General features: G+C 53.3%; 30 protein-coding genes. 12 read left to right on the forward strand and 18 right to left on the reverse strand.

What is annotated here, in order from left to right:
- Positions 1 to 10: 10 nt before the first annotated feature.
- Positions 11 to 217, reverse strand: a complete 207-nt coding sequence (locus tag ABLU80_RS23380; RefSeq protein ID WP_196565202.1) for a hypothetical protein — start codon at positions 215 to 217, stop codon at positions 11 to 13.
- A gap of 833 nt (positions 218 to 1,050) precedes the next feature.
- Here ABLU80_RS23380 and ABLU80_RS23385 point away from each other — a divergent pair.
- Both ABLU80_RS23385 and ABLU80_RS23390 read left to right on the forward strand, forming a co-directional pair.
- Positions 1,051 to 1,467 (forward strand): hypothetical protein, encoded by a 417-nt coding sequence (locus tag ABLU80_RS23385; RefSeq protein WP_196796016.1) that lies wholly within the window; start codon positions 1,051 to 1,053, stop codon positions 1,465 to 1,467.
- A gap of 130 nt (positions 1,468 to 1,597) precedes the next feature.
- Positions 1,598 to 1,813: a DUF551 domain-containing protein gene (locus ABLU80_RS23390; RefSeq protein WP_348850516.1), complete on the forward strand. Its 216-nt coding sequence runs from the start codon at positions 1,598 to 1,600 to the stop codon at positions 1,811 to 1,813.
- Between the two features lie 91 nt (positions 1,814 to 1,904).
- On the opposite strand, the gene ABLU80_RS23395 is transcribed toward ABLU80_RS23390, so the two are convergent.
- The 15 genes from ABLU80_RS23395 to ABLU80_RS23465 all read right to left on the reverse strand — a co-directional run bounded on the left by ABLU80_RS23395 (position 1,905) and on the right by ABLU80_RS23465 (position 10,772).
- Positions 1,905 to 3,374 (reverse strand): terminase, encoded by a 1,470-nt coding sequence (locus ABLU80_RS23395; protein ID WP_348850517.1) that lies wholly within the window; start codon positions 3,372 to 3,374, stop codon positions 1,905 to 1,907.
- The gene (locus tag ABLU80_RS23400) at positions 3,371 to 3,991 is read right to left on the reverse strand and encodes a terminase small subunit (protein WP_348850518.1); all 621 of its coding nucleotides are present in this window, start codon (positions 3,989 to 3,991) and stop codon (positions 3,371 to 3,373) included. The genes ABLU80_RS23395 and ABLU80_RS23400 overlap by 4 nt, the downstream gene beginning before the upstream one ends.
- Before the next feature lie 57 nt (positions 3,992 to 4,048).
- The gene (locus ABLU80_RS23405) at positions 4,049 to 4,378 is read right to left on the reverse strand and encodes a hypothetical protein (RefSeq protein ID WP_348850519.1); all 330 of its coding nucleotides are present in this window, start codon (positions 4,376 to 4,378) and stop codon (positions 4,049 to 4,051) included.
- A 75-nt stretch (positions 4,379 to 4,453) separates the two neighbouring features.
- Entirely contained in the window at positions 4,454 to 4,792 is a 339-nt protein-coding gene (locus ABLU80_RS23410) for a hypothetical protein (RefSeq protein ID WP_348850520.1), read from the reverse strand.
- Positions 4,785 to 4,907 carry a hypothetical protein gene (locus ABLU80_RS23415; RefSeq protein ID WP_025269968.1) on the reverse strand — a complete coding sequence of 41 codons (123 nt, stop codon included), beginning with the start codon at positions 4,905 to 4,907 and terminating at the stop codon, positions 4,785 to 4,787. Before ABLU80_RS23415 ends, ABLU80_RS23410 begins: the two co-directional genes overlap by 8 nt.
- The gene (locus ABLU80_RS23420; protein ID WP_348850521.1) at positions 4,907 to 5,584 is read right to left on the reverse strand and encodes a DUF551 domain-containing protein; all 678 of its coding nucleotides are present in this window, start codon (positions 5,582 to 5,584) and stop codon (positions 4,907 to 4,909) included. The genes ABLU80_RS23415 and ABLU80_RS23420 overlap by 1 nt, the downstream gene beginning before the upstream one ends.
- A complete protein-coding gene (locus ABLU80_RS23425) occupies positions 5,581 to 6,006 on the reverse strand; it encodes an HNH endonuclease (RefSeq protein WP_348850522.1) in 426 nt (141 codons plus the stop codon). The genes ABLU80_RS23420 and ABLU80_RS23425 overlap by 4 nt, the downstream gene beginning before the upstream one ends.
- Positions 6,006 to 6,434 (reverse strand): hypothetical protein, encoded by a 429-nt coding sequence (locus ABLU80_RS23430; RefSeq protein ID WP_348850523.1) that lies wholly within the window; start codon positions 6,432 to 6,434, stop codon positions 6,006 to 6,008. The genes ABLU80_RS23425 and ABLU80_RS23430 overlap by 1 nt, the downstream gene beginning before the upstream one ends.
- Entirely contained in the window at positions 6,431 to 7,060 is a 630-nt protein-coding gene (locus ABLU80_RS23435) for a morphogenetic protein (RefSeq protein WP_348850524.1), read from the reverse strand. The genes ABLU80_RS23430 and ABLU80_RS23435 overlap by 4 nt, the downstream gene beginning before the upstream one ends.
- Positions 7,057 to 7,626 carry a hypothetical protein gene (locus ABLU80_RS23440; protein WP_348850525.1) on the reverse strand — a complete coding sequence of 190 codons (570 nt, stop codon included), beginning with the start codon at positions 7,624 to 7,626 and terminating at the stop codon, positions 7,057 to 7,059. Before ABLU80_RS23440 ends, ABLU80_RS23435 begins: the two co-directional genes overlap by 4 nt.
- Before the next feature lie 189 nt (positions 7,627 to 7,815).
- Positions 7,816 to 8,160 carry a DUF1064 domain-containing protein gene (locus ABLU80_RS23445; RefSeq protein WP_047075472.1) on the reverse strand — a complete coding sequence of 115 codons (345 nt, stop codon included), beginning with the start codon at positions 8,158 to 8,160 and terminating at the stop codon, positions 7,816 to 7,818.
- A 136-nt stretch (positions 8,161 to 8,296) separates the two neighbouring features.
- On the reverse strand, positions 8,297 to 9,046 hold the full coding sequence (locus ABLU80_RS23450) for a DNA replication domain protein (protein ID WP_181481947.1): 750 nt from the start codon (positions 9,044 to 9,046) through the stop codon (positions 8,297 to 8,299).
- Positions 9,036 to 10,202 (reverse strand): DNA cytosine methyltransferase, encoded by a 1,167-nt coding sequence (locus ABLU80_RS23455; protein WP_348850526.1) that lies wholly within the window; start codon positions 10,200 to 10,202, stop codon positions 9,036 to 9,038. Before ABLU80_RS23455 ends, ABLU80_RS23450 begins: the two co-directional genes overlap by 11 nt.
- Positions 10,199 to 10,393, reverse strand: coding sequence for a hypothetical protein (locus ABLU80_RS23460; protein WP_071609827.1), 195 nt, complete (start codon positions 10,391 to 10,393; stop codon positions 10,199 to 10,201). The genes ABLU80_RS23455 and ABLU80_RS23460 overlap by 4 nt, the downstream gene beginning before the upstream one ends.
- Before the next feature lie 148 nt (positions 10,394 to 10,541).
- Positions 10,542 to 10,772: a hypothetical protein gene (locus ABLU80_RS23465; RefSeq protein WP_032723170.1), complete on the reverse strand. Its 231-nt coding sequence runs from the start codon at positions 10,770 to 10,772 to the stop codon at positions 10,542 to 10,544.
- A gap of 154 nt (positions 10,773 to 10,926) precedes the next feature.
- Here ABLU80_RS23465 and ABLU80_RS23470 point away from each other — a divergent pair, with 154 nt between their 5' ends.
- From ABLU80_RS23470 to ABLU80_RS23515, 10 genes are all read left to right on the forward strand, one after another.
- Positions 10,927 to 11,514 (forward strand): helix-turn-helix transcriptional regulator, encoded by a 588-nt coding sequence (locus ABLU80_RS23470; protein WP_348850527.1) that lies wholly within the window; start codon positions 10,927 to 10,929, stop codon positions 11,512 to 11,514.
- A 153-nt stretch (positions 11,515 to 11,667) separates the two neighbouring features.
- Positions 11,668 to 11,817, forward strand: coding sequence for a hypothetical protein (locus tag ABLU80_RS23475; protein ID WP_162840112.1), 150 nt, complete (start codon positions 11,668 to 11,670; stop codon positions 11,815 to 11,817).
- Positions 11,814 to 12,116: a hypothetical protein gene (locus ABLU80_RS23480; protein WP_015370345.1), complete on the forward strand. Its 303-nt coding sequence runs from the start codon at positions 11,814 to 11,816 to the stop codon at positions 12,114 to 12,116. The genes ABLU80_RS23475 and ABLU80_RS23480 overlap by 4 nt, the downstream gene beginning before the upstream one ends.
- A complete protein-coding gene (locus ABLU80_RS23485; protein WP_348850528.1) occupies positions 12,113 to 12,934 on the forward strand; it encodes a PD-(D/E)XK nuclease-like domain-containing protein in 822 nt (273 codons plus the stop codon). Before ABLU80_RS23480 ends, ABLU80_RS23485 begins: the two co-directional genes overlap by 4 nt.
- A complete protein-coding gene (locus ABLU80_RS23490; RefSeq protein WP_348850529.1) occupies positions 12,931 to 13,812 on the forward strand; it encodes a RecT family recombinase in 882 nt (293 codons plus the stop codon). The genes ABLU80_RS23485 and ABLU80_RS23490 overlap by 4 nt, the downstream gene beginning before the upstream one ends.
- A gap of 50 nt (positions 13,813 to 13,862) precedes the next feature.
- Positions 13,863 to 14,111 carry an AlpA family phage regulatory protein gene (locus tag ABLU80_RS23495; protein WP_047062695.1) on the forward strand — a complete coding sequence of 83 codons (249 nt, stop codon included), beginning with the start codon at positions 13,863 to 13,865 and terminating at the stop codon, positions 14,109 to 14,111.
- Positions 14,112 to 14,220: 109 nt separating this feature from the next.
- A complete protein-coding gene (locus ABLU80_RS23500; RefSeq protein WP_348850530.1) occupies positions 14,221 to 14,517 on the forward strand; it encodes a PerC family transcriptional regulator in 297 nt (98 codons plus the stop codon).
- Positions 14,510 to 15,100, forward strand: a complete 591-nt coding sequence (locus ABLU80_RS23505) for an MT-A70 family methyltransferase (protein WP_015370339.1) — start codon at positions 14,510 to 14,512, stop codon at positions 15,098 to 15,100. The genes ABLU80_RS23500 and ABLU80_RS23505 overlap by 8 nt, the downstream gene beginning before the upstream one ends.
- Positions 15,097 to 15,399 (forward strand): hypothetical protein, encoded by a 303-nt coding sequence (locus tag ABLU80_RS23510; protein ID WP_063422380.1) that lies wholly within the window; start codon positions 15,097 to 15,099, stop codon positions 15,397 to 15,399. The genes ABLU80_RS23505 and ABLU80_RS23510 overlap by 4 nt, the downstream gene beginning before the upstream one ends.
- Positions 15,399 to 15,707 carry a hypothetical protein gene (locus tag ABLU80_RS23515; RefSeq protein WP_348850531.1) on the forward strand — a complete coding sequence of 103 codons (309 nt, stop codon included), beginning with the start codon at positions 15,399 to 15,401 and terminating at the stop codon, positions 15,705 to 15,707. The genes ABLU80_RS23510 and ABLU80_RS23515 overlap by 1 nt, the downstream gene beginning before the upstream one ends.
- Before the next feature lie 16 nt (positions 15,708 to 15,723).
- Here ABLU80_RS23515 and ABLU80_RS23520 read toward each other — a convergent pair whose 3' ends face one another.
- Positions 15,724 to 16,974 carry a tyrosine-type recombinase/integrase gene (locus ABLU80_RS23520; RefSeq protein ID WP_348850532.1) on the reverse strand — a complete coding sequence of 417 codons (1,251 nt, stop codon included), beginning with the start codon at positions 16,972 to 16,974 and terminating at the stop codon, positions 15,724 to 15,726.
- A 192-nt stretch (positions 16,975 to 17,166) separates the two neighbouring features.
- Positions 17,167 to 18,744 carry a glutamine-hydrolyzing GMP synthase gene (gene guaA / locus ABLU80_RS23525; protein WP_015703162.1) on the reverse strand — a complete coding sequence of 526 codons (1,578 nt, stop codon included), beginning with the start codon at positions 18,742 to 18,744 and terminating at the stop codon, positions 17,167 to 17,169.
- Between the last annotated feature and the right edge of the window lie 24 nt (positions 18,745 to 18,768).

An 18,768-nucleotide genomic window follows, 5' to 3' on the forward strand; every position in this document is an offset into this window, starting at 1 on the left:
CGCGCTCCTGTTACTGACCGAGCAGCGTTTTACCGCTGGTATTGGCGGCGGAGGTGTCACCCTGCGCACTGGTCAGCAGCGTAGAGCTACGACCGGCGGCTGCGCGGCGGCGGCGGGTTTCTTCATCGCGGGAATCGACCACAGCCTGATCCTGTTCCTGCGGCGCTGCCTGAACTTCTGGTGCTGCAGGTACTGATGGCTTGCTGCCAATGCACATATCGATACTCCATACGCGTTTAAATTATTACCAATTTAACCACATATGAATTATTTCGCGTAGTATATTGACTTTATTGGTTGCAATTATTACCTTTTAGGTAACAGCAATGGCGTATTTCTTATCAGCTTCGGCGATGACGGGATTTACGCTTAGGCAGTTATCTGAGCATGGCAGAATACATCCATGTAACTGATTGCGGAGGTGGTTATGTAACCGCTTGTGCAGTAGCCCGGAGTACCGCAGATGTAAATGGGGCTTAAAAGTAAAGGCGGTGGATAGCGGAGCATCATCTCCGTGCTTTACACGGCATATGGCACATGTGTCGTTATCGGTCCGGCGGGGCTCCTTGTTGTTCTGTACCCCCGAGCGGGTAGCCGGAATGTGCAAGCCATCGTTTAGGCACGAAGTTGCAACTCACCATTGTGGCGGTTCGGTGTGACACCTCGGAAGAGACGAGGATGCAACGATGAGAGCATTGGGGTGACCGGTTAAACCCGTGACGCTAACCGATACAGGCGCAGTGCTCTCTTCGTTGTGGTTTTCCAGATGCTAGTTGGTTCGGTTGCGGCGGATACCAAGGCGACGACGGAAATGCTGACGCACAGCGCCACAACCAAATCACGCCTCAGGACCGTGATGCAGTACCAGAGACATTGCTGTGTGTAGACTTGGCGGTGGCAGTTATTCCCTTTCTGACCACCGCCCTTTTTACAGCAGGACGCCATCACGATGACTTCATGCTGTAAACCCTGTGACACCCAGCCAAGGAAGGCACCCTTCATTGCTTCCATTTCGCCCGGTTCGCCGGGCATTTTTTTAAGGTGATAATCATGAGTAGATACTACGACTACAGTAATCAAGAGGTTAAATGGGGGACGATTGTTCTCCATGTTGTGTTTTTCTTTACCGTTCTAATCTCTCTTTGCATGGCAGGCTGCCCATATTACAACGTATGGAGCAGCAATCTCGCTGGCAAAGCCTCTCTTGCACGTGCCACTCAGGATAGACAGATCGCGGTGCAAGAAGCTCTGGCCAAAAAAGAATCCGCACGCATGTTAGCCGATGCAGAAATTGAGCGCGCAAAGGGAGTAGCAAAAGCAAACCAGATAATCGGCGATAGCCTGCGAAACAATGAAGAATATTTACGTTACTTATGGATTGATGGATTGCAGCAGAATAAGAGTCAGGTAATTTACGTCCCTACTGAAGCTAACCTTCCTATTCTCGAAGCCGGAAAGCGGAAATAATACCGTGACATGTCACAATCTGCCCGCCGATGGCTGTGTTAAGATTCATCAGTGGCTAGGGTAGCTCCCGAAAAGCGGCATCGTCACCGCCTGCCACTGATATCATGACGAGCAACTAGACGAGGTTGTTATGGATGATTTTAAAGACCTGTGGATAAGCGCAGATGATCACCCGCCAGAGAATCAGGAAGGCAGGTGGTCAAAAGATGTCATAGCGCTAAGTGACACTGGAGACGTGTTCAGGCTGGCTTGTATGGGCGGATCATGGCAAAGAACTCAGGCATTTATTGACTCAGGGTCAACGAAGGTAACTCACTGGATGCCGCTGATTTATCCTGACGTTTGAAACATATTGAGATGATAGGTCGCTTAGGCGGCCTTTTTTAACTTCACCCGGCGCAATTTTGCGCCCATTGATTTCATTAGAAATAGCCTTGCTACGCCCACGGATCGTAGTCAGTGATGGCCTTACCCTGCTGCTGTCGCGGGTCATTCAGTTTCTTCGCTACCGGGAAGGCGAACGTAAGCAGCAGAGCGTCACCTTTTCCTGGTGACCGCCCAAGACGCTCTTTGATATCTTCCTTCGGCTCCATGACAATCTTACCGTCCACTCTCACCTTGTACTCTGCCGCTGACAGGTCATCAGCCGTCTCCTGGTCATCCAGCGTGCCGCCGAGTTTCAGCCACGTCTTACAGGCGTTGAACATCTCGCCGCGCTTGTTGAGCATCTGCGGGTCGGTGGAGCCACCGCCGAAAGGGATTAGTTGCCACGTCCTGCCCCATCCGTCGCCGATGGACTTCAGGCCGGTACCATACCCGAAGTCGATAAATACGGCGTCAGCTTTGTATTCGTCCTCAAAGTCAGCGATACGCTTCGCCATAATCAGATCGTCGGTGGTCTTATTGCCGGTCCATAGCACTTTGCTGTGTAGCCCCTGCCGCAGGTATATCACCGCATCATCCACGCCGGAATAAGCCGGGTCGACGCCGATAATCACCGGAGCATGCGCCACCTGCGCCGCAGTGACAACTCGCTTCATGGCCTCGTCGGTCAGGCCTGTAGGGATAAACTGGAGTTCTGACGCGTCAGGGAAGATCCCGCGCACACGCACCTTCACGAAGTCGCTATCTTCGCCATAGTCATCCACCCATTTCTGCAACTGCTGTTTGTTGGTGCCTTCCACTGTGCGGGAATCAATCTTCGCGCACTTCCAGCGGTGCTTGTATTTGCGGAAGCATTCGCGGAAACGCCCGGTGTTGCGCGTCGGGTTACCGAACGCCACCCAGATAATTTCGGTATCTTCGTCCGTCAGCGCACCCTCGGCCACCTCCCACACCAGATCGGCAATGTTGGATGCTTCGTCAAATACGACGATGATGCGCTTGCGCTCGTTGTGCAGGCCGGCGAACGCTTCTGTGTTGTGCTCAGACCATGGGATTGCGTCAGCGCGCCAGCGTTTGTCATGGCCGGGATCGTTGCTGTACATCGCCGTGGCGGTGCAGGTAAACCAGTCTTTGTTGATGGCAAGGTTCGACCATTTGATGATTTCTGGCCAGGTCTTCGTGCGCAGCTGGTTGTCGGTGTTGGCGGTCACCACCACCTTGCAATCCTCGCAGGTGGACATTCCCCAGTTAATCAGCATCGAGATGAAAGCGGATTTACCGATACCGTGACCTGAGGCTCGGGCAATCATCAGCGGCTGGTGACGCGTTGCCGAGTTCTGCAGGTGCTCACCTATCTCGCGGAATGCATCAGCCTGCCACTGTCGCGGCCCGGTGGCGTGCGCCAGCTCTGTGCCATCCTCGCCCCACGGGAACGCATAAAGCGCATAACCCAGCGGGTCGTGCGTGAAGCTGGCGATATCGTCGATCAGTTGTTCTTCCGGGGATAGCACGGCATTGGTCACTGGTCACCGCCATTGTGCTCTTTCAGGCGCTTGCGCGCGGCGGCCATGCGGTCGGCGATAGTGACATTCACGTTAACTTCCATGCGCTCTTTGAACGCCATCACGTCGACGTGCTTACCGATTAGCTCGAGGTTCTTCACCTTGTCGGGCCATTTCACCTTCTTCAGGATATGCTCGACATCCTCAACAGAGAGATCCGCCTCTCCATTCTCTTTTTGCAGAGAAGCCTGGGTCGTCTTGATGGTAGCGATATCCATAGCACTGAGAGAGGTACGCCAGACCTTCGGCCATTCAGCGATCGGCTTCATCCCGCCGTCATCATTCAGGATATCCAGCACGTCCATCTGGTCGATTTCAACCAGGCGCAGCAGGACATAATCAGCGCTGACGCGCAGGCGCTTGTTGCGGTCTTCCATCAGCTCAGCAATTCGTTTCTGAATACGCGCATCGCGCATGTTCTGGCTGGCGAACTTTCCCGCTGTATTTGGTGAGTATCCGGCGTTAATTGCCGCCTGAGTCTGGTTCTCAGGGCATTTCACATACTCCTGGCAATAAGCCTCCTGCTGGACTGTCAGCGGCTTGAACTGCGTTGATTTTCGTTTCGGGTCCTTTGGCATGGTAACACTCCGGGTAATTATTACCGCTATGGTAATACTATCATGCCAGCCAGGATGTTACATGATCGGAATATCATCTTCTCTCTGCCAGTCGACGCGATTAACCAGGAACGTCAGCACCCCTTTCACGTCGACATCATCCAGCGCATCGCCTTCAATTGTTTCGCCGTCCTCGGTGATAATTGCCTTACCGCGCACCACTGCAAACTGCAGGAGACCGCACAGAGATATCAGAATGTTACTACCCTGCTTTGGCCTGATGGCGGTGTTGATAACGGCGTATCCGGCGCTGGTTTCGATAACCCGGCAATTACCATCAATGTGGCACAGGATATTGGGGGAGAGTGTACGCTCGACGTAGTCTTTGGCTGGAGATGGAAAACCCATGATGACCTCACATAAAAATACTGTATATTTAAACAGTATAATCGTGTGAGGCTTTAGTCAATCCGTCGTGACATGTCACAGAGGTAATTTTGTTTCGTGCCAGCCGAGTGTGGCCCAGCACTGAGAATCGCCAGCGCACGGGCATGACGCCACCGGCAGCGCATCGCCACACTTACCGCAGCGTCGCTTGCTGATTGAATTTATACGGCCGCGCACCCGCGCATCATCCTGGCGGATCAGCAATGCGATATACTCGGCCATATCATATGGATCACGACCAGGGCGCCGGGCGGCACAATTGCGCGCCAACATTTCCTGCTCCTGCTCATCCAGCACCAGTTCAATTTTGCGCTCACCGGCGGCGGACTGCCTCGCGCGCTGCGCGGCTTTGCGTTCTGCTGGGGATTTAGCCACGAATCGCACTCCACGCCAGATTGATTAATGATTCCCAGGCAATGTAAACCCGGATGCCAGCAGCCAGGCCGAAGCCAATCACCATGGCATAAAGCAGAGCGTTGCACTTGGTCATCACTTCACCCCCTGCGGGGCGGCTGGCAGCGGCATCCAGTGGGTAACAATCCCGCCATTTTCGCTTTCAACCCACCACCGTTCCCCATTCCATGAACAGTTCCATTGATAGTGGGATTTTCCCAAGTCATTTTGCTCTTCCACATAGCACCAGTAACGACCACCTTCCTCTGGAAGTCGTTCGCTTACCGGAATCCATGTATCCGGAATTCCCGGAGAGTTGCCCAACTTGTTAGCCGTCGTTACAGGTTCATCCTGGAGCATGGCGGCGCGGCGCCCAGCCTTCCACGCAGATTCAGCCATCACGCCCAGCATTTGCTTAGCTGCTGTGGTGTATTGGTTATGCTGATAATTCTCCTGCCACTCCCTGCCAAACCACGAATAGAAATTATCGTCGGCATCAACTACCGGCGCTGGCTGCGCGTGGCGATAGAGAGGGATTCTGGATTCGCCGCTTAATTCATCTTTGATGTAGGGCCAGACGCGACCGCAACTCCTGTATCCCTCAGTCAGATCCTCTAGCATCCTCTCTCCAATGTACGCCACCGGCTCGCTGTCCATTGCGGACAGCGCCATGCGGGCCAACTCTTCAATTTCATCGTGACTTGGCGGTAGCGTCATTGCGCGATGAAAGTTAGCGATTAGCTCGATACGTTCTCTGGTTAATTTACTGGTCATTGGTTGGCTCCTTCTGCTTGATACTTTTCAAACCAGAACACAACAGGCTTTGCGACGATTTCAACGAGACCGAAGCGCTCAGCGGTGCGGAAGTTAACGCTGCTCTTTCTCCCCCGTTCAACCTGTAGAGAGATTTGTTTTCTGAACATCTCCAGCGAGTAAGAGGTTTTGAACAGGTTGCAAGGAGCGCACGCCGGATACTGATTTTCCAAAGTGTCTGCGTAGATATTCCGCACATCTCCAGTGGCTTTAAGCTTGAAAATTCCTTTTTCAGCGGCCTTCATATCCTGCTCAGAGATTCTTGCCACAGGCTGTACGTGGTCAGCATGCCAGCCCTTTTCAGGAAGCTCACACCCGCAGTAAGCGCAGCGGCCCCCAAATTTCATGCGCAATTCTGCGCGCTGTTTTTTGGTCAGTGCCATCACTCAGCCTCCCTGACGTCGACGCCAGCAGCTCGCATAGCCCTTATGGCATTCTGTGTGCCATCAACAAACCCGTTGCAGTAATCCTTGCTTCCGCCAGACATGTGCTGTACGGCTGCCAAATCGCAATCTGGCAGCTTCACGGTGACGGTGCGGGACTCCAGCTCGGCGATGCGCTGGCGGTAATCAGCCACCATTCGACGCACTCCTTCAAGCGGCGTGACATCACCTCCGTCTGGTGGGTCCATGTACTCAACGCCTGGAGGCAGGAGCTTGCAAAGTTCTTCGTCTACCTGCTGCGCCTTCTCCAGCGCCTCTACCAGCACATCAAGGTCTTCAAGTTTTACAAACGTAACATCGTCGCCGAAATCTTTTGCATGGGCAGCGCGACGTTTGAGGCTGGCAATCAGTCGGTTGATTTCAGTCATGCTGCACCGCCTTCTACGCGCTTGAACTCGATAACCCAAACCCAGGGATTAGCATTCCAGTTTTCCTGCCCGTAAATCGATTGCCACAGGTAGGCAAAAGCATCGGTAGCATCAGGCTCTGGATTGGCGCATCCGCATGGCTCAGGTTCCCCGCAATTCAGACAGCCACCGTCAATAATGCCTTCTGCTCGCGCATCCTCTTCGCTGATAGCGTTCAACCGCTCAACCCGCACGTCTGTAATTTCCAGCAGAATGCGGCTGGCCCATCGCGGCATGTGGATGCTGGGACGCCAGCGGCCTTCTTCTGGCCAGTCTGCTGGAGTTGTGGCGCGGTACGCTAAGTCGTGGCTGTTCTGGTCGATGTTGTAGCGCGCCCACGTCTCACGGACCCAGATGCGATCGCCGACGCCTCCGAACGGGCATGAGATAGCACCCAAAACAGGGTTCATTCCTGTGTGGTCTTTTTCGCCGAGCACAACGAAAATCTCTTCTCCGTTGATGTCCCATTCCTTGCAGAACTTCACGGCGCCGTCAGTCCCTTTAACAATCCGCCGAGTCTGCGTCTTCCGACCGTCGAGAATGGCACGAACCATTTCCCCGTTAAAAATCATTCCGCGTTCAGTCATTTGTCGGCCCTCTCGCGCAGCTGCGACTCTACTTGGCATGCAATGCTCAGCGCTGATTCCATTCCAACCATTTCATCCTGATAGCAGGATGGAGACTGGATATGTTTCTCAAATGCAGACTTAGCCAATGCCACCCCATCAGCCTTAATCCCGGCTACGATGCGATCGGTGGCGGGAGTTGATACCAAGTCAACCAGCCGGTAATCGCATGTTTGATAGGTATGCTGGCTATGGGAGGTATGCTTCCCTTGGGCATCGAAGCCTTGAGCCTGCTGAATTACGACACCCCATGACACGCGATTAACATCTTCACTCCAGCCGTCGTCTGCATCCTCACGGTATGCATCAATCTCCGCCTGTGCTGTGTCGATAGCGCTCTGTTTATCTTTGAAATAATCAAAACCGTATTCAGGCGAGTATGCGAAGTAAGTGACACCTGCTTTTAGCGCCAAGTTATCCGCCGCCAGCTGCTTCACCCAGTCCTGCAGGTCTACGCCAGCCGGACAGCCTGATTCCTCTTTGCTCTTCTCGATAGTTAACAGTGCTGCTGTGAGTTCGTTATTCATGAGCACACCCCATTGCGAACAACCATGACGCCAATAGCGATCACCGAGACAATCACTCCCCACACTGCCAGGCATGCACCGATGCCGAGTATCCATGCCTGACGACGACTTAACTTATTCAGATCCATCATTACCCCCGATTACCCGCTTAACTTATTGATTCATTTGATATCTATGAAGATCGTCAATTCAGAACTCTTCGACCTTCCAACCGCCGCCGGCTTTGGCTGGTAGCTTCGTTACCCCGATGATCCGGAACGGATACTGTTCAGCTGCGACTTTGGTTTTCACCCTGGCGTCGTCTGTCCAGTAGCCCTTCACTTCGTGCAATTCCATTTGCCCGCCGGCAAGCATCACTGCGAAGTCAGGCGTGTAGAACGTGTTGTCAGCCAGTCGCAGCTTGATACCTTCGAACCGGTACCAGGCGATTTCCCCGTAACGCTTACGCAGTTCAAGCTGTTGCGCGTAGGCGGTTTCGGTTTTGTTCATCTGGCCAGACTTGAGCCTTCCGAGTGCCTGAAGTTGTTTCTTCATGATTTACCTCTTGGGTAATTTAAATCCATATACGGATTATATTCAATAGCTATGCGCATTTATTTTTACCTTGCAGGTAACAATTTGGGCGTAAAAAAATGCGCTACCGCGCCGCTGTCGCTTATCAGGATGGATGTCAGCCCCTGAATCCTTGCGGGATCCTCGTATCCGGCACAGATATGGCGTTTACATCCCGCCGGGTAAGTGATTCCTTCAGCTCGAAAAGCCCTTTCCACCCCTTGGCCATGCTCTGCTTCACGATCTGCATCTGTCGTTCATGGTTTCCACCAGAAAGGTTTATCAGCTCTGTGATAGCTGCTCCCTCGCTCCGCTCTGTAGGTGCATAGGCTTTGAATCGCATTTCAGCCCGATATCTTTTCCACTCATCCCATGCACTGGCATTGAGTTGCTCAGGGTACGGATACTGTTTCACCTGCTTTCTATCCCGTGGGGGGTTGGGGGGATCTATATCTTTTATATCTTCTCTTCTCTTCTCTTCTCTGGTCCGCATTTCGTCCGCTTCTGATGCGGACATTTTGACGACATTTCTCTTAACTCTTTTCCTGTCTGCGTCCTGTGCCCGACGCTTTGCAGACTGTCCGTTATGGGCTTCAAAGCGCGGCATTACTAGGCTTTCACCATCTTCTTCAAGCCATCCAACTGCCATCATCGCCCGGGCAAAGCCTGGAAATCCGATGAGATCATCAAGCGTCTCAGGACTGTAACCATCAAGAAAGCCATCAACAGAATGGACATCAAAAAGACACCATGCGGAATGTAGTCCGCCAACTATCCGAAGTCTGTCCGCTTTCAATGCGGACGCCATGCGGACAACTTTTGGATGCGTATGAAGGTCAGCGCGCATCTTTATCCAGTCACCGGCCATCGTTTACCTCCACATAAGCACGAATGAACTCAGCGGCAGCCTGAGCGTTTATGGCGTTGCCGTAGCCTTTTAGTCTGCCGACGCGGTTGCTGCTTGCCACTCTTGCCACCCCGGGCTCGACTCGTCCCAGGCGCGCGGCAGCCCCATCAACCAGCGGGAAAGTGCCGGGTTCAACTGGACGCCATTTCCCATCTCGACATAAGAGCCAGTCCGCATCTCGCCAAAAACCGTTAACCTCAAGGGGCCGCATAAGCTCGCTGCCCAGCCGATTTTGTTCGGAGTTTCTCGACCATCTCCGCTCATCTGCACTGTAGTCGCATTGGTGATATTGCTCACTTGAGGAGTTGGGCATCCCGTCATGAACGCCTGGCGCGGCAGCTGGTCCAGTCGTTCCTTCCCGTCCCGCTGCGCCGTCATTCCCGCCGAGTCTTTCCAGTCGCGCGACGTTGGTGTCACCCAGCCCGCCATTCTGGCGGCTCCTCCCAATGTCGATCCCCTGTTCGGCGCATTTGCAGCTGCACCCAATCCCCTGACCTGGTTGTTGTCGATCGTGGTTGGCGTCGGCCAGCCGGACATCATCGCCGCTGTTTGAATATTCATCCCGCCCTGGCGCCCAGACGTTCCCGCGCCGGTCACTGATGACGCTGTCGGCGTTGGCCACCCAGTAGGCCCGCTCTCTGATGTGCGGCGCACCGATGCCCGCTGACGTAAACGGCACAAGCCCGAAGGCGTATCCCACTCCTTCCAGGTCTGCTTGTACAAGGTCGAACCATGTGTTTGCGTTACCGCTTGCAACCTGTTCGCCAAAGACATGCTGAGGTCTGCGCTCGCTGATGAGATGGAAGAAGTGGGGCCATAAGTGCCGCTCGTCAGCAAACCCATCGCCTTTGCCTGCCGCGCTGAAAGGCTGGCACGGGCAGGAGCCAGTCCAGACCGGGCGATCGTCAGGCCATCCTGCGAGGCGGAGGGAATGGGACCAGACACCGATACCGGCGAAAAAGTGGCACTGGGTAAATCCTCTGAGGTCGTCAGGTGTGACATCTTCAATACTCCGTTCGTCAACTTCGCCTGGGGCGATATGCCCGGCGGCTATGAGGTTGCGCAGCCATTGAGCTGCAAAAGGGTCTATTTCGTTGTAATACGCGGCGGATGTCATGCCTCACCCCTTGCAGCTTTCAGGGCGCAGGTAAATTCATCGCGGTGACGGTGTGCGCTATTCATTGCGCACTCAACGCATGTTCCGTTCAGAACATAACGCTCTGCAAGATGACCATTACGGCAGCGCTTTCCGGTGAAGTACCGGTTAAGACCGGCCTTCGCCGCCTCCATTCTGGTAACTATCTTCACTTTGCTGTCTCCATTTGGTTATTGTTATCGGTCATTTTGTGCTGAGCATGAAAAAAGATCAACCGTATATGGATGATTATTACCTTTGAGGTACGAATAGATATGAAAAGACCGCCAGAAGGCGGCCTGAAGGGGAATTTTTAGGGGATCAGGAGTAGAAGAAGTAAGCCAGCTCCGGCTTTGATTTAACCCATTCGCGGGATTTGCATGCCTTAAACAGTCCATTCATCAATGCCTTACCAGGCATTTTGCGCTTACCCGTCAGGTGAGTCTGGATGTAATGGCTGGTCGTTCCTGCCTCTTCTGCGAACGCTTCACGCTCATCCGGCGTCAGCGCAAGCCAGTGCTTTTTAAAATCGAACTGCGTGTTCTCGCTCATAACTATTGCCTGATATTTATTTCAGATAATGAATATTCACCCATAAGGTAACAAAAATCAATGTTTGTTACCGCAGGGGTGCATTTACCCGAGAGGTAAAAAGGCAGTAAATTGAAACACTAAATGATTCACATATGAGAAATATTTTACTGACATGAAAAGCATCCACGATATCCGGCGCGAAAACCTGAAAGAGCTGATTTACCGTGAGTTCAACGGAATTCAGTCTCGCCTGGCGGAGCGGATGGAGACCCAGCCAAATCTGATTAACCGCTGGGCAAGCGGCAAAAAGATAATTGGTGACGTGGCTGCGCGTAAAATTGAGAAGGCAGCTAACAAGCCGACCAACTGGCTCGACATCGATAAATTCATGCCAGTACATGAAGAGGTGCAGGATGTCGATTTCGGAGAGATTGGCAAGCTGGCATCATGGAACCTTAAACGCTGGATGAGCGAGAACCGAAACCTGTCATCTCAACAGCGCCTGGCGGAAGAGTCTGGCGTCAGCCAGTCTACAATTAACCGGTTCCTCAACAACGAGGCCAGCATATCCATCACCAACCTGGCGGCGCTGGCTGAGCCGTTCGGGCGCCATGCCTACGAGCTTTTGCTGCCACCAGATGACCCGGCAGCCATCGAATATGACCGTGCCCGGTACAAATTGTTACCTGAGTCCGACAAGATGGCTATCGCGAACTACATTGATTTCGTGATTGTTAAGCACGAAAAGCCTCACCAATAATTCCATAATAAACAACAAGTAAGCCGCCATTGAGCGGCTTTTTTTATGCCTCCATTATTACCTGTCGGGTAATTTTTTACGTTCATATCTATTGACTTCAAATCACATACGGATAATTATTACCTCAACGGTAACAAGCCGAGGTAACAAATTATGCAGTGGAAGATCATCAACGGTTGGTACTGCGTTACGGCATGCGGGCTGATGAGCTGGAAGTTTCGCACGCTGACAGAGGCCATTAGCTGGGCATTCGTTAACAAGCTGGCGGCCAGGACTGAAATGGATATGGGGGTGAGCAAATGATTTCAACTCAACAGCAACGCAACCTGCAAAAAATCATGGCTGGTTTTGATCGCGACTACCGCGTCGCCGAGATGCTTCACGAACGCCAGGTTGAACTGCAGGAAACTCTGAAAACTGAATACCTGCTTCCGGCATTCGACAATCTGCGCCGCGCTGGCGTCCGTCAGGAAATCATCAATGCCGCGGTAGAAAGCGTGGAGTTTGAAGAATCACTGGCGGCATTCATCAGCGAACTGACCGGGATCGTTGGTAAGTGGGATGTAGCTGACCAGATCGACAGCGCGAGGACGGCGGCATGACACCTGGCATTTATCACGATATCAGCAACGAGGATTACCACGCCGGCGACGGCGTGAGTAAGTCACAGCTGGATATGGTTGCAAAGAACCCTGCCCTGCTGAAATGGGTAAAAGCGGCGCCGGAGGATGAAGATAAAAAATCTGCGCTGGATATGGGTACCGCCCTTCACTGCCTGCTGCTGGAGCCGAAAGAATTCGACAAGCGTTTCATAAAAGAGCCAAAAGTTGACCTGAGAACAACAAAGGGAAAGGCAGCGCTGGCTGAATTTAAGGATTCAATTAAGGGATCCAATATGACGCCAATACCTGATGAAGACTGGAGAAAACTCGGGTTAATGCATAAGAGCGCCATGGCTCACCCGGCGGCGCGCTGGATGCTTGAAGCGCCAGGCCACTGCGAAACATCGATGTACTGGAACGACGATGAGACCGGCGAGTTGTGCCGGATCCGTCCTGATAAGTGGCTAAACGAGCACAACGTGATTGTCGACGTGAAGAAAGTGGCAGATATGGACCGCTTTGCCCGCCACATCGAGGAGTTTCGTTACCACGTTCAGGATGCCATGTACCGGGAAGGTGCACAGAAAGTAACTGGTGAGCCACACGGATTCTTCTTCCTAGCAGTAAGCGAAACGATCGACTGCGGTCGATACCCGGTACGCGTTTTCGAACTTGATGCACCAGATGTTGATGCGGGCATGGCGCTGTTCCGCCGTGATCTGAATACCTATCACCAGTGTCGCCTTTCAGATGAATGGGGCGGCGTGGAAATTATTAAACGCCCTGAGTGGGCACGCAAACAGGATATGTACGTATGAGCAACGATATCGCAATCACCTCTCAGCCAGGCGCTACCGTCGGCACAGCCGCGGCTATTTTCAGTCCTGAAGGCATGGATCGTCTTGTTCGCTTTGCAACTCTGATGGCGGACAGCAAGGCAACCGTTCCGCAGCACCTTGCAGGAAAACCTGCTGACTGCCTGGCGGTAACAATGCAGGCGGCGCAGTGGGGAATGAACCCGTTCGCGGTAGCGCAGAAAACGCATGTTGTAAACGGCACGCTGGGCTATGAAGCGCAACTGGTTAACGCCGTTGTTTCGTCTTCCAACCTGCTGGCCACCCGCCTGAATTACCGTTGGGATGGCGACTGGTCGAAGGTAAACGGAAAGAGCGATAAGTCACCATCACTCACCGTCACTGTTTCGGCAATTCTCAAAGGAGAGTCAGAACCGCGTGAACTGACGATCAGCATGGCTCAGGTCGGCGTGCGTAATTCCCCTCTGTGGGAACAGGATCCGCGTCAGCAACTGGCTTACCTGTGCGTTAAGCGCTGGGCCCGTCTGCACGCCCCTGATGTTCTCCTTGGTGTCTACACACCGGATGAGTTGCAGGAAGCGCAGCCGCGCGTTGAGCGTGACATTACCCCAGCACCAGCTACTGCGTCAGGCATGAACAAACTGATCAACACGAAGCCAGAACAGAGTCAGGAAGAGCGACAGCGCAAAGCAGATGACCGTGATCCCGATGAAATGCTGACAGCATTCACCGATGCAGCAATGAACTACAACACCATTGCTGATCTGGATAAAGCATACAAATACGTTGCCAAAAACCTAGCCAATGATGATGAGCGCCTGGCGAAAGCAACGGACGTGTACACCATCCGACGCGACGAACTTAACGAAATTCCGATGTAACCACCACCGCGGCGCCACGCGCGCCGCACCTGTATCAAAGAGAGGTTTTTATGAAAGGTGCTTTAGGTAAGAAGGAACTCCTGGCGGTGGTGCCACTGTCATGGAGCACGATTGACCGCCTGGAGGCTGCAGGCGAATTCCCTAAGCGTTGGTATATCACCGACCGTCGCTGTGCATGGACTAAGGAAGAAGTTGAAAAATGGCTTGATGAAAGAAAGGCCAATAGCCCTGAGGCATACACAGGAAAAAAGCCACCGGTTGATCAGAGAGTTTATCGCCCGGTGAGTTCCGCGGCATGAAGGCGTTAGCGCGCCATTGGGGAAAGTGGTCAGGGTGGTACTGGTACCTGGCCGCTGTATCCGCCTGGCTATTTCTGCTGGCGGTCATATTCGTAAAAGGCTGGATAAGATGAGCAAATTAACCAGATTGCAGAAGTACCATCTCGGCTACGCGCCGCGCAGATCATTGAAGGTAGTCGCAGAATCACCGGCAGCTCTTGAAATCGAACGGCGCGCCATCTCACGCGAAGAACGCGGACAGTTTCGACTCGCATCACGACTTTGGCTTGAATGCCTCGATGCCGCACAAACTGAAGTGGAAAGAGCAAGGATCGCCATCCGCCGCGAGCAGTGCATTACCAAAAGCATGAAGTTGCGCCGTGGAGAATACAACGGTATCGGATGTCGCGGGGTGGTTTATGACTAAGTACACCCTGATTTATGCGGATCCGCCTTGGGTATACCGCGATAAAGCCGCAGACGGTAACCGCGGCGCCGGGTTCAAATACCCGGTGATGAATGTACTGGATATCTGCAGGTTGCCGGTGTGGGAGCTCGCCGCCGACGATTGTCTGCTGGCGATGTGGTGGGTGCCAACTCAGCCGGTTGAGGCGCTGAAAGTTGTTGAAGCGTGGGGATTCAAGCTTATGACCATGAAGGGATTCACCTGGCACAAGACGAACAAGCACAAAGGTAACAGTGCGATCGGCATGGGCCATATGACCAGGGCGAATAGTGAAGATTGCCTGTTTGCGGTACGTGGGAAACTGCCGGCGCGCATGGATGCCTCTATCTGTCAGCACGTCACGGCGCCGCGCCTGGAGAACTCGCGCAAACCAGACGTTATCCGCGAGAAACTGGTGCAACTGCTTGGCGATGTCTCACGCATTGAACTCTTCGCCCGCCAGTCATCGCACGGTTTCGATGTGTGGGGGAATCAGTGCGCGGCGCCGGCGATTGAACTGCTGCCCGGCTGCGCAATACCGGTAGTGAATACGGAGGCCGCATGAATATCTACGATGAGCCATCCATGATCCGCCAGCTTGAAGAGGCCCGCGCAGTTATCAATCAGCGAAATGGTGAAATCCTTCGCCTGCAGAGAGAAGCAGAGCGCTACCGAGAGCAGCGTGATTCAGCAAACGCAATGGTTACTTTTCTTCGTGAGTTGCTGGCGAAAGGTACAGCGCTGCTACCTCACCAGTCCGTCATTGTATTGAACCATGCATACGAGCATCTAAGGGAATGTCCGTACTGCCACAAACTTCACGATGACAGACTAACGTGCACCGCATTTAATGAGGTTAACTGATGAGCACCAAGCACCAAATCAATGAATTAAAGAAACGAATAGATCCGGCGGTGCTCAATGCGGCCGCCGATGAATACTCGGACATGCTGATCACATTATGCCTGTGCATGAAAATGGCTGGCCCGACTCACGCAAACATTCGCGGCTGTGCTGTCATGCTGAAACAGCGCCTTGTGACATGTCACAGCAGGAATGCACTGGACACCATACTAAATAGCTGGGATCCGGTTGGTGCATTTCTGAGTATGCGGCGCGAAGCAAACGAGGCGGCATTATCTCACGGCGATCCGATTGACGTATTCGTATAGCCGCCAGGCAGTGGCTTTACTTCCCACCCATCCATTTTTCAAACGCAGACGGGGAGAACGGCACCAGGTCGTAATGCTCCCCGTTTATCCATGCATCAATCATATCAGCCCACTGCTGCAGCATGTACGCGCGCTGCCGCGAATACTCAGCACGGTTGTATACTGCGCGGACTCCCTTCTGCTCATGCGCTAATGCCTTTTCTATCCAGTCAGACGGGAATCCGGCCTCATGCAGCAGGGTGCTGGCCGTGCGGCGAAGGTCGTGAACGGTGAGAGGCTGTATGCTTTCACCAGCATCTATAGCTGCCACCACCGCCCGATCGATAACTGAATTCAGCGCCGCATTAGAAAGCGGCTTACTGGTGCTGTATCTTCCAGGCAACAGGTAATCACTTCCACCAGCACACATCTGCAGGCCAACCATCAGATCCTGAGCCTGTGACGGCAAATAGATAACATGCTCACGGCTCGCCTTCATTCTGCCGGCTGGAATAGTCCACGTTGATTTTGCGAAATTAACCTCACCCCAGGTGGCCAGAGTGAATTCACCTTTCCTAACCATGGTGATAAGAATGAGCTTTACCGCTAGCTTGAGCGTTGGCAATGTGCTGACGGTATCAAGTGCGCGGAAAAGCACGCCAATCTCTTCAGGCTTCAGGCAACGATCACGCGGCTTGAATGTGGCAATAGCGCTTGGCTTTATATCCGCCGCCGGGTTGAAAAAACCATGCCCGCGGTCGTTCGCATAGCGATAAACGCTGCTGATAATCTCTCTTGCCTGTACTGCTGTCGCCCGCCCGCCACGTTCAACTATCCTGTCGCACAGATCCCTCACCATCCTGGTGCTGATCTCACCCATCAGCTTGTTACCCAGAGCAGGAAGAATATCCCTGTCGATAACGGCCTGCTTCATATCGCGCGTACTGTCGGCGAGAACGACATGCTTCATATAACTGTCGGTATGTACCGCAAAGGTTTCCTGACCACGTAGCTGCTTAATACCGTCACGCTTTGCTGCAGCGGGCGACATTCCTGACTTCAGGAGGATTTTTGCATCGACTAGTTCCTGCCTGGCTTCGGCAAGCGATATACCGTCACGGCCATACTGACCAATGACAAGCGTTTCCCGGCGCCCATTGATTCGATAGTCGTAGCGGAACGAGATGCTGCCTGACGTGAGTACGGCTACATACAGGCCATCACGATCTGTAACTTTATAGAGTTTCTCTTTCGGCTTGAGGTTTTTTAATTTGGTATCGGTAAGCACTGTTCACCCATTTTTTCATCCATGCTTTGACGGTATGAGAGTATACCTTTAGGGTAATACCGTCACGCGTACCGTCAAAAAATGTGGTGTAGAGTGAATAGTTATGAGTAGATATAAATAAAAACCCTCTGTAAAAACAGAGGGTTGATTTAGAAAATGAATAGAAATGATTAGCTATGAACTAGCTGTAAATCATTCCCACTCAATAGTCGCTGGCGGCTTACCGCTGATGTCATACACCACACGGGAAATACCGTTAACTTCGTTGATGATGCGGTTGGAAACACGGCCGAGGAAATCATACGGCAGGTGCGCCCAGTGCGCGGTCATAAAGTCGATGGTTTCTACCGCACGCAGGGAGACGACCCAGTCGTATTTACGGCCATCGCCCATCACGCCGACGGAGCGAACCGGCAGGAACACGGTAAATGCCTGGCTTACTTTGTCATACAGGTCGGCTTTGCGCAGTTCTTCAATGAAGATAGCGTCCGCGCGACGCAGCAGGTCGCAGTACTCTTTCTTCACTTCGCCGAGTACGCGAACGCCAAGGCCCGGCCCCGGGAACGGGTGGCGGAACAGCATGTCGTACGGCAGGCCCAGCTCCAGGCCAATCTTACGCACTTCGTCTTTGAACAGCTCTTTCAGCGGTTCAACGAGGCCCATCTTCATCTCTTTCGGCAGACCGCCCACGTTGTGGTGAGACTTGATGACGTGCGCTTTACCGGTCGCGGAAGCGGCGGATTCGATCACATCAGGGTAGATAGTGCCCTGCGCCAGCCATTTCACGTCTTCCAGCTTCAGCGCTTCTTCGTCAAACACTTCAACGAAGACGCGGCCAATGATTTTACGCTTCGCTTCCGGATCGTTTTCGCCCTTCAGCGCGGTCAGGAAGCGATCTTCCGCCGCAACGTGCACGATGTTCAGGCCGAAACGGTCGCCGAACATATCCATAACCTGCTCGGCTTCGTTCAGGCGCAGCAGGCCGTTATCCACGAATACGCAGGTCAGGTTTTTGCCGATGGCGCGGTGCAGCAGCATCGCGGTAACGGAAGAGTCAACGCCGCCGGACAGGCCGAGGATGACTTTATCTTCACCTACCTGCTGACGAATACGCTCAACTGCGTCGTCGATGATCTTCGCCGGCGTCCACAGCGCTTCACACTGGCAGATATCGCGCACAAAGCGCTCCAGCATACGCAGCCCCTGACGGGTGTGGGTGACTTCCGGGTGGAACTGTACGCCGTAGAAGCGTTTTTCTTCATTCGCCATGATGGCGAACGGGCAGCTTTCAGTGCTGGCAACGGTCACAAAGTCGGAAGGGATAGCGGTGACTTTATCACCATGGCTCATCCACACGTCCAGTAGCGGCTTACCGTCAGCGCTCAGCGCATCTTCGATGCCCTTGATCAGCGCGCTGTCGGTCTGCACTTCCACCTGCGCGTAACCGAACTCGCGCTCGTTGGAAGCTTCAACGTGGCCGCCCAGCTGCATGGCCATGGTCTGCATGCCATAGCATACGCCGAATACCGGTACGCCGGCTTCGAAGACGTACTGCGGCGCACGCGGGCTGTTGTCTTCGGTGGTGCTTTCCGGGCCGCCGGAAAGAATAATGCCGTTCGGGTTGAACTCGCGGATTTGAGCTTCGGTCACGTCCCAAGCCCAGAGCTCGCAATAAACCCCTAATTCACGTACGCGACGTGCAACCAGCTGGGTGTACTGAGAACCGAAGTCCAGGATAAGAATGCGATGTTTATGAATGTTATCCGTCATTGACGTTAATTCCAGAGAAGTAGC

Origin of the sequence: Klebsiella sp. CN_Kp104 (genome assembly GCF_040064515.1) — a bacterium.
GTDB classification, from domain to species: Bacteria; Pseudomonadota; Gammaproteobacteria; order Enterobacterales; family Enterobacteriaceae; genus Klebsiella; species Klebsiella aerogenes.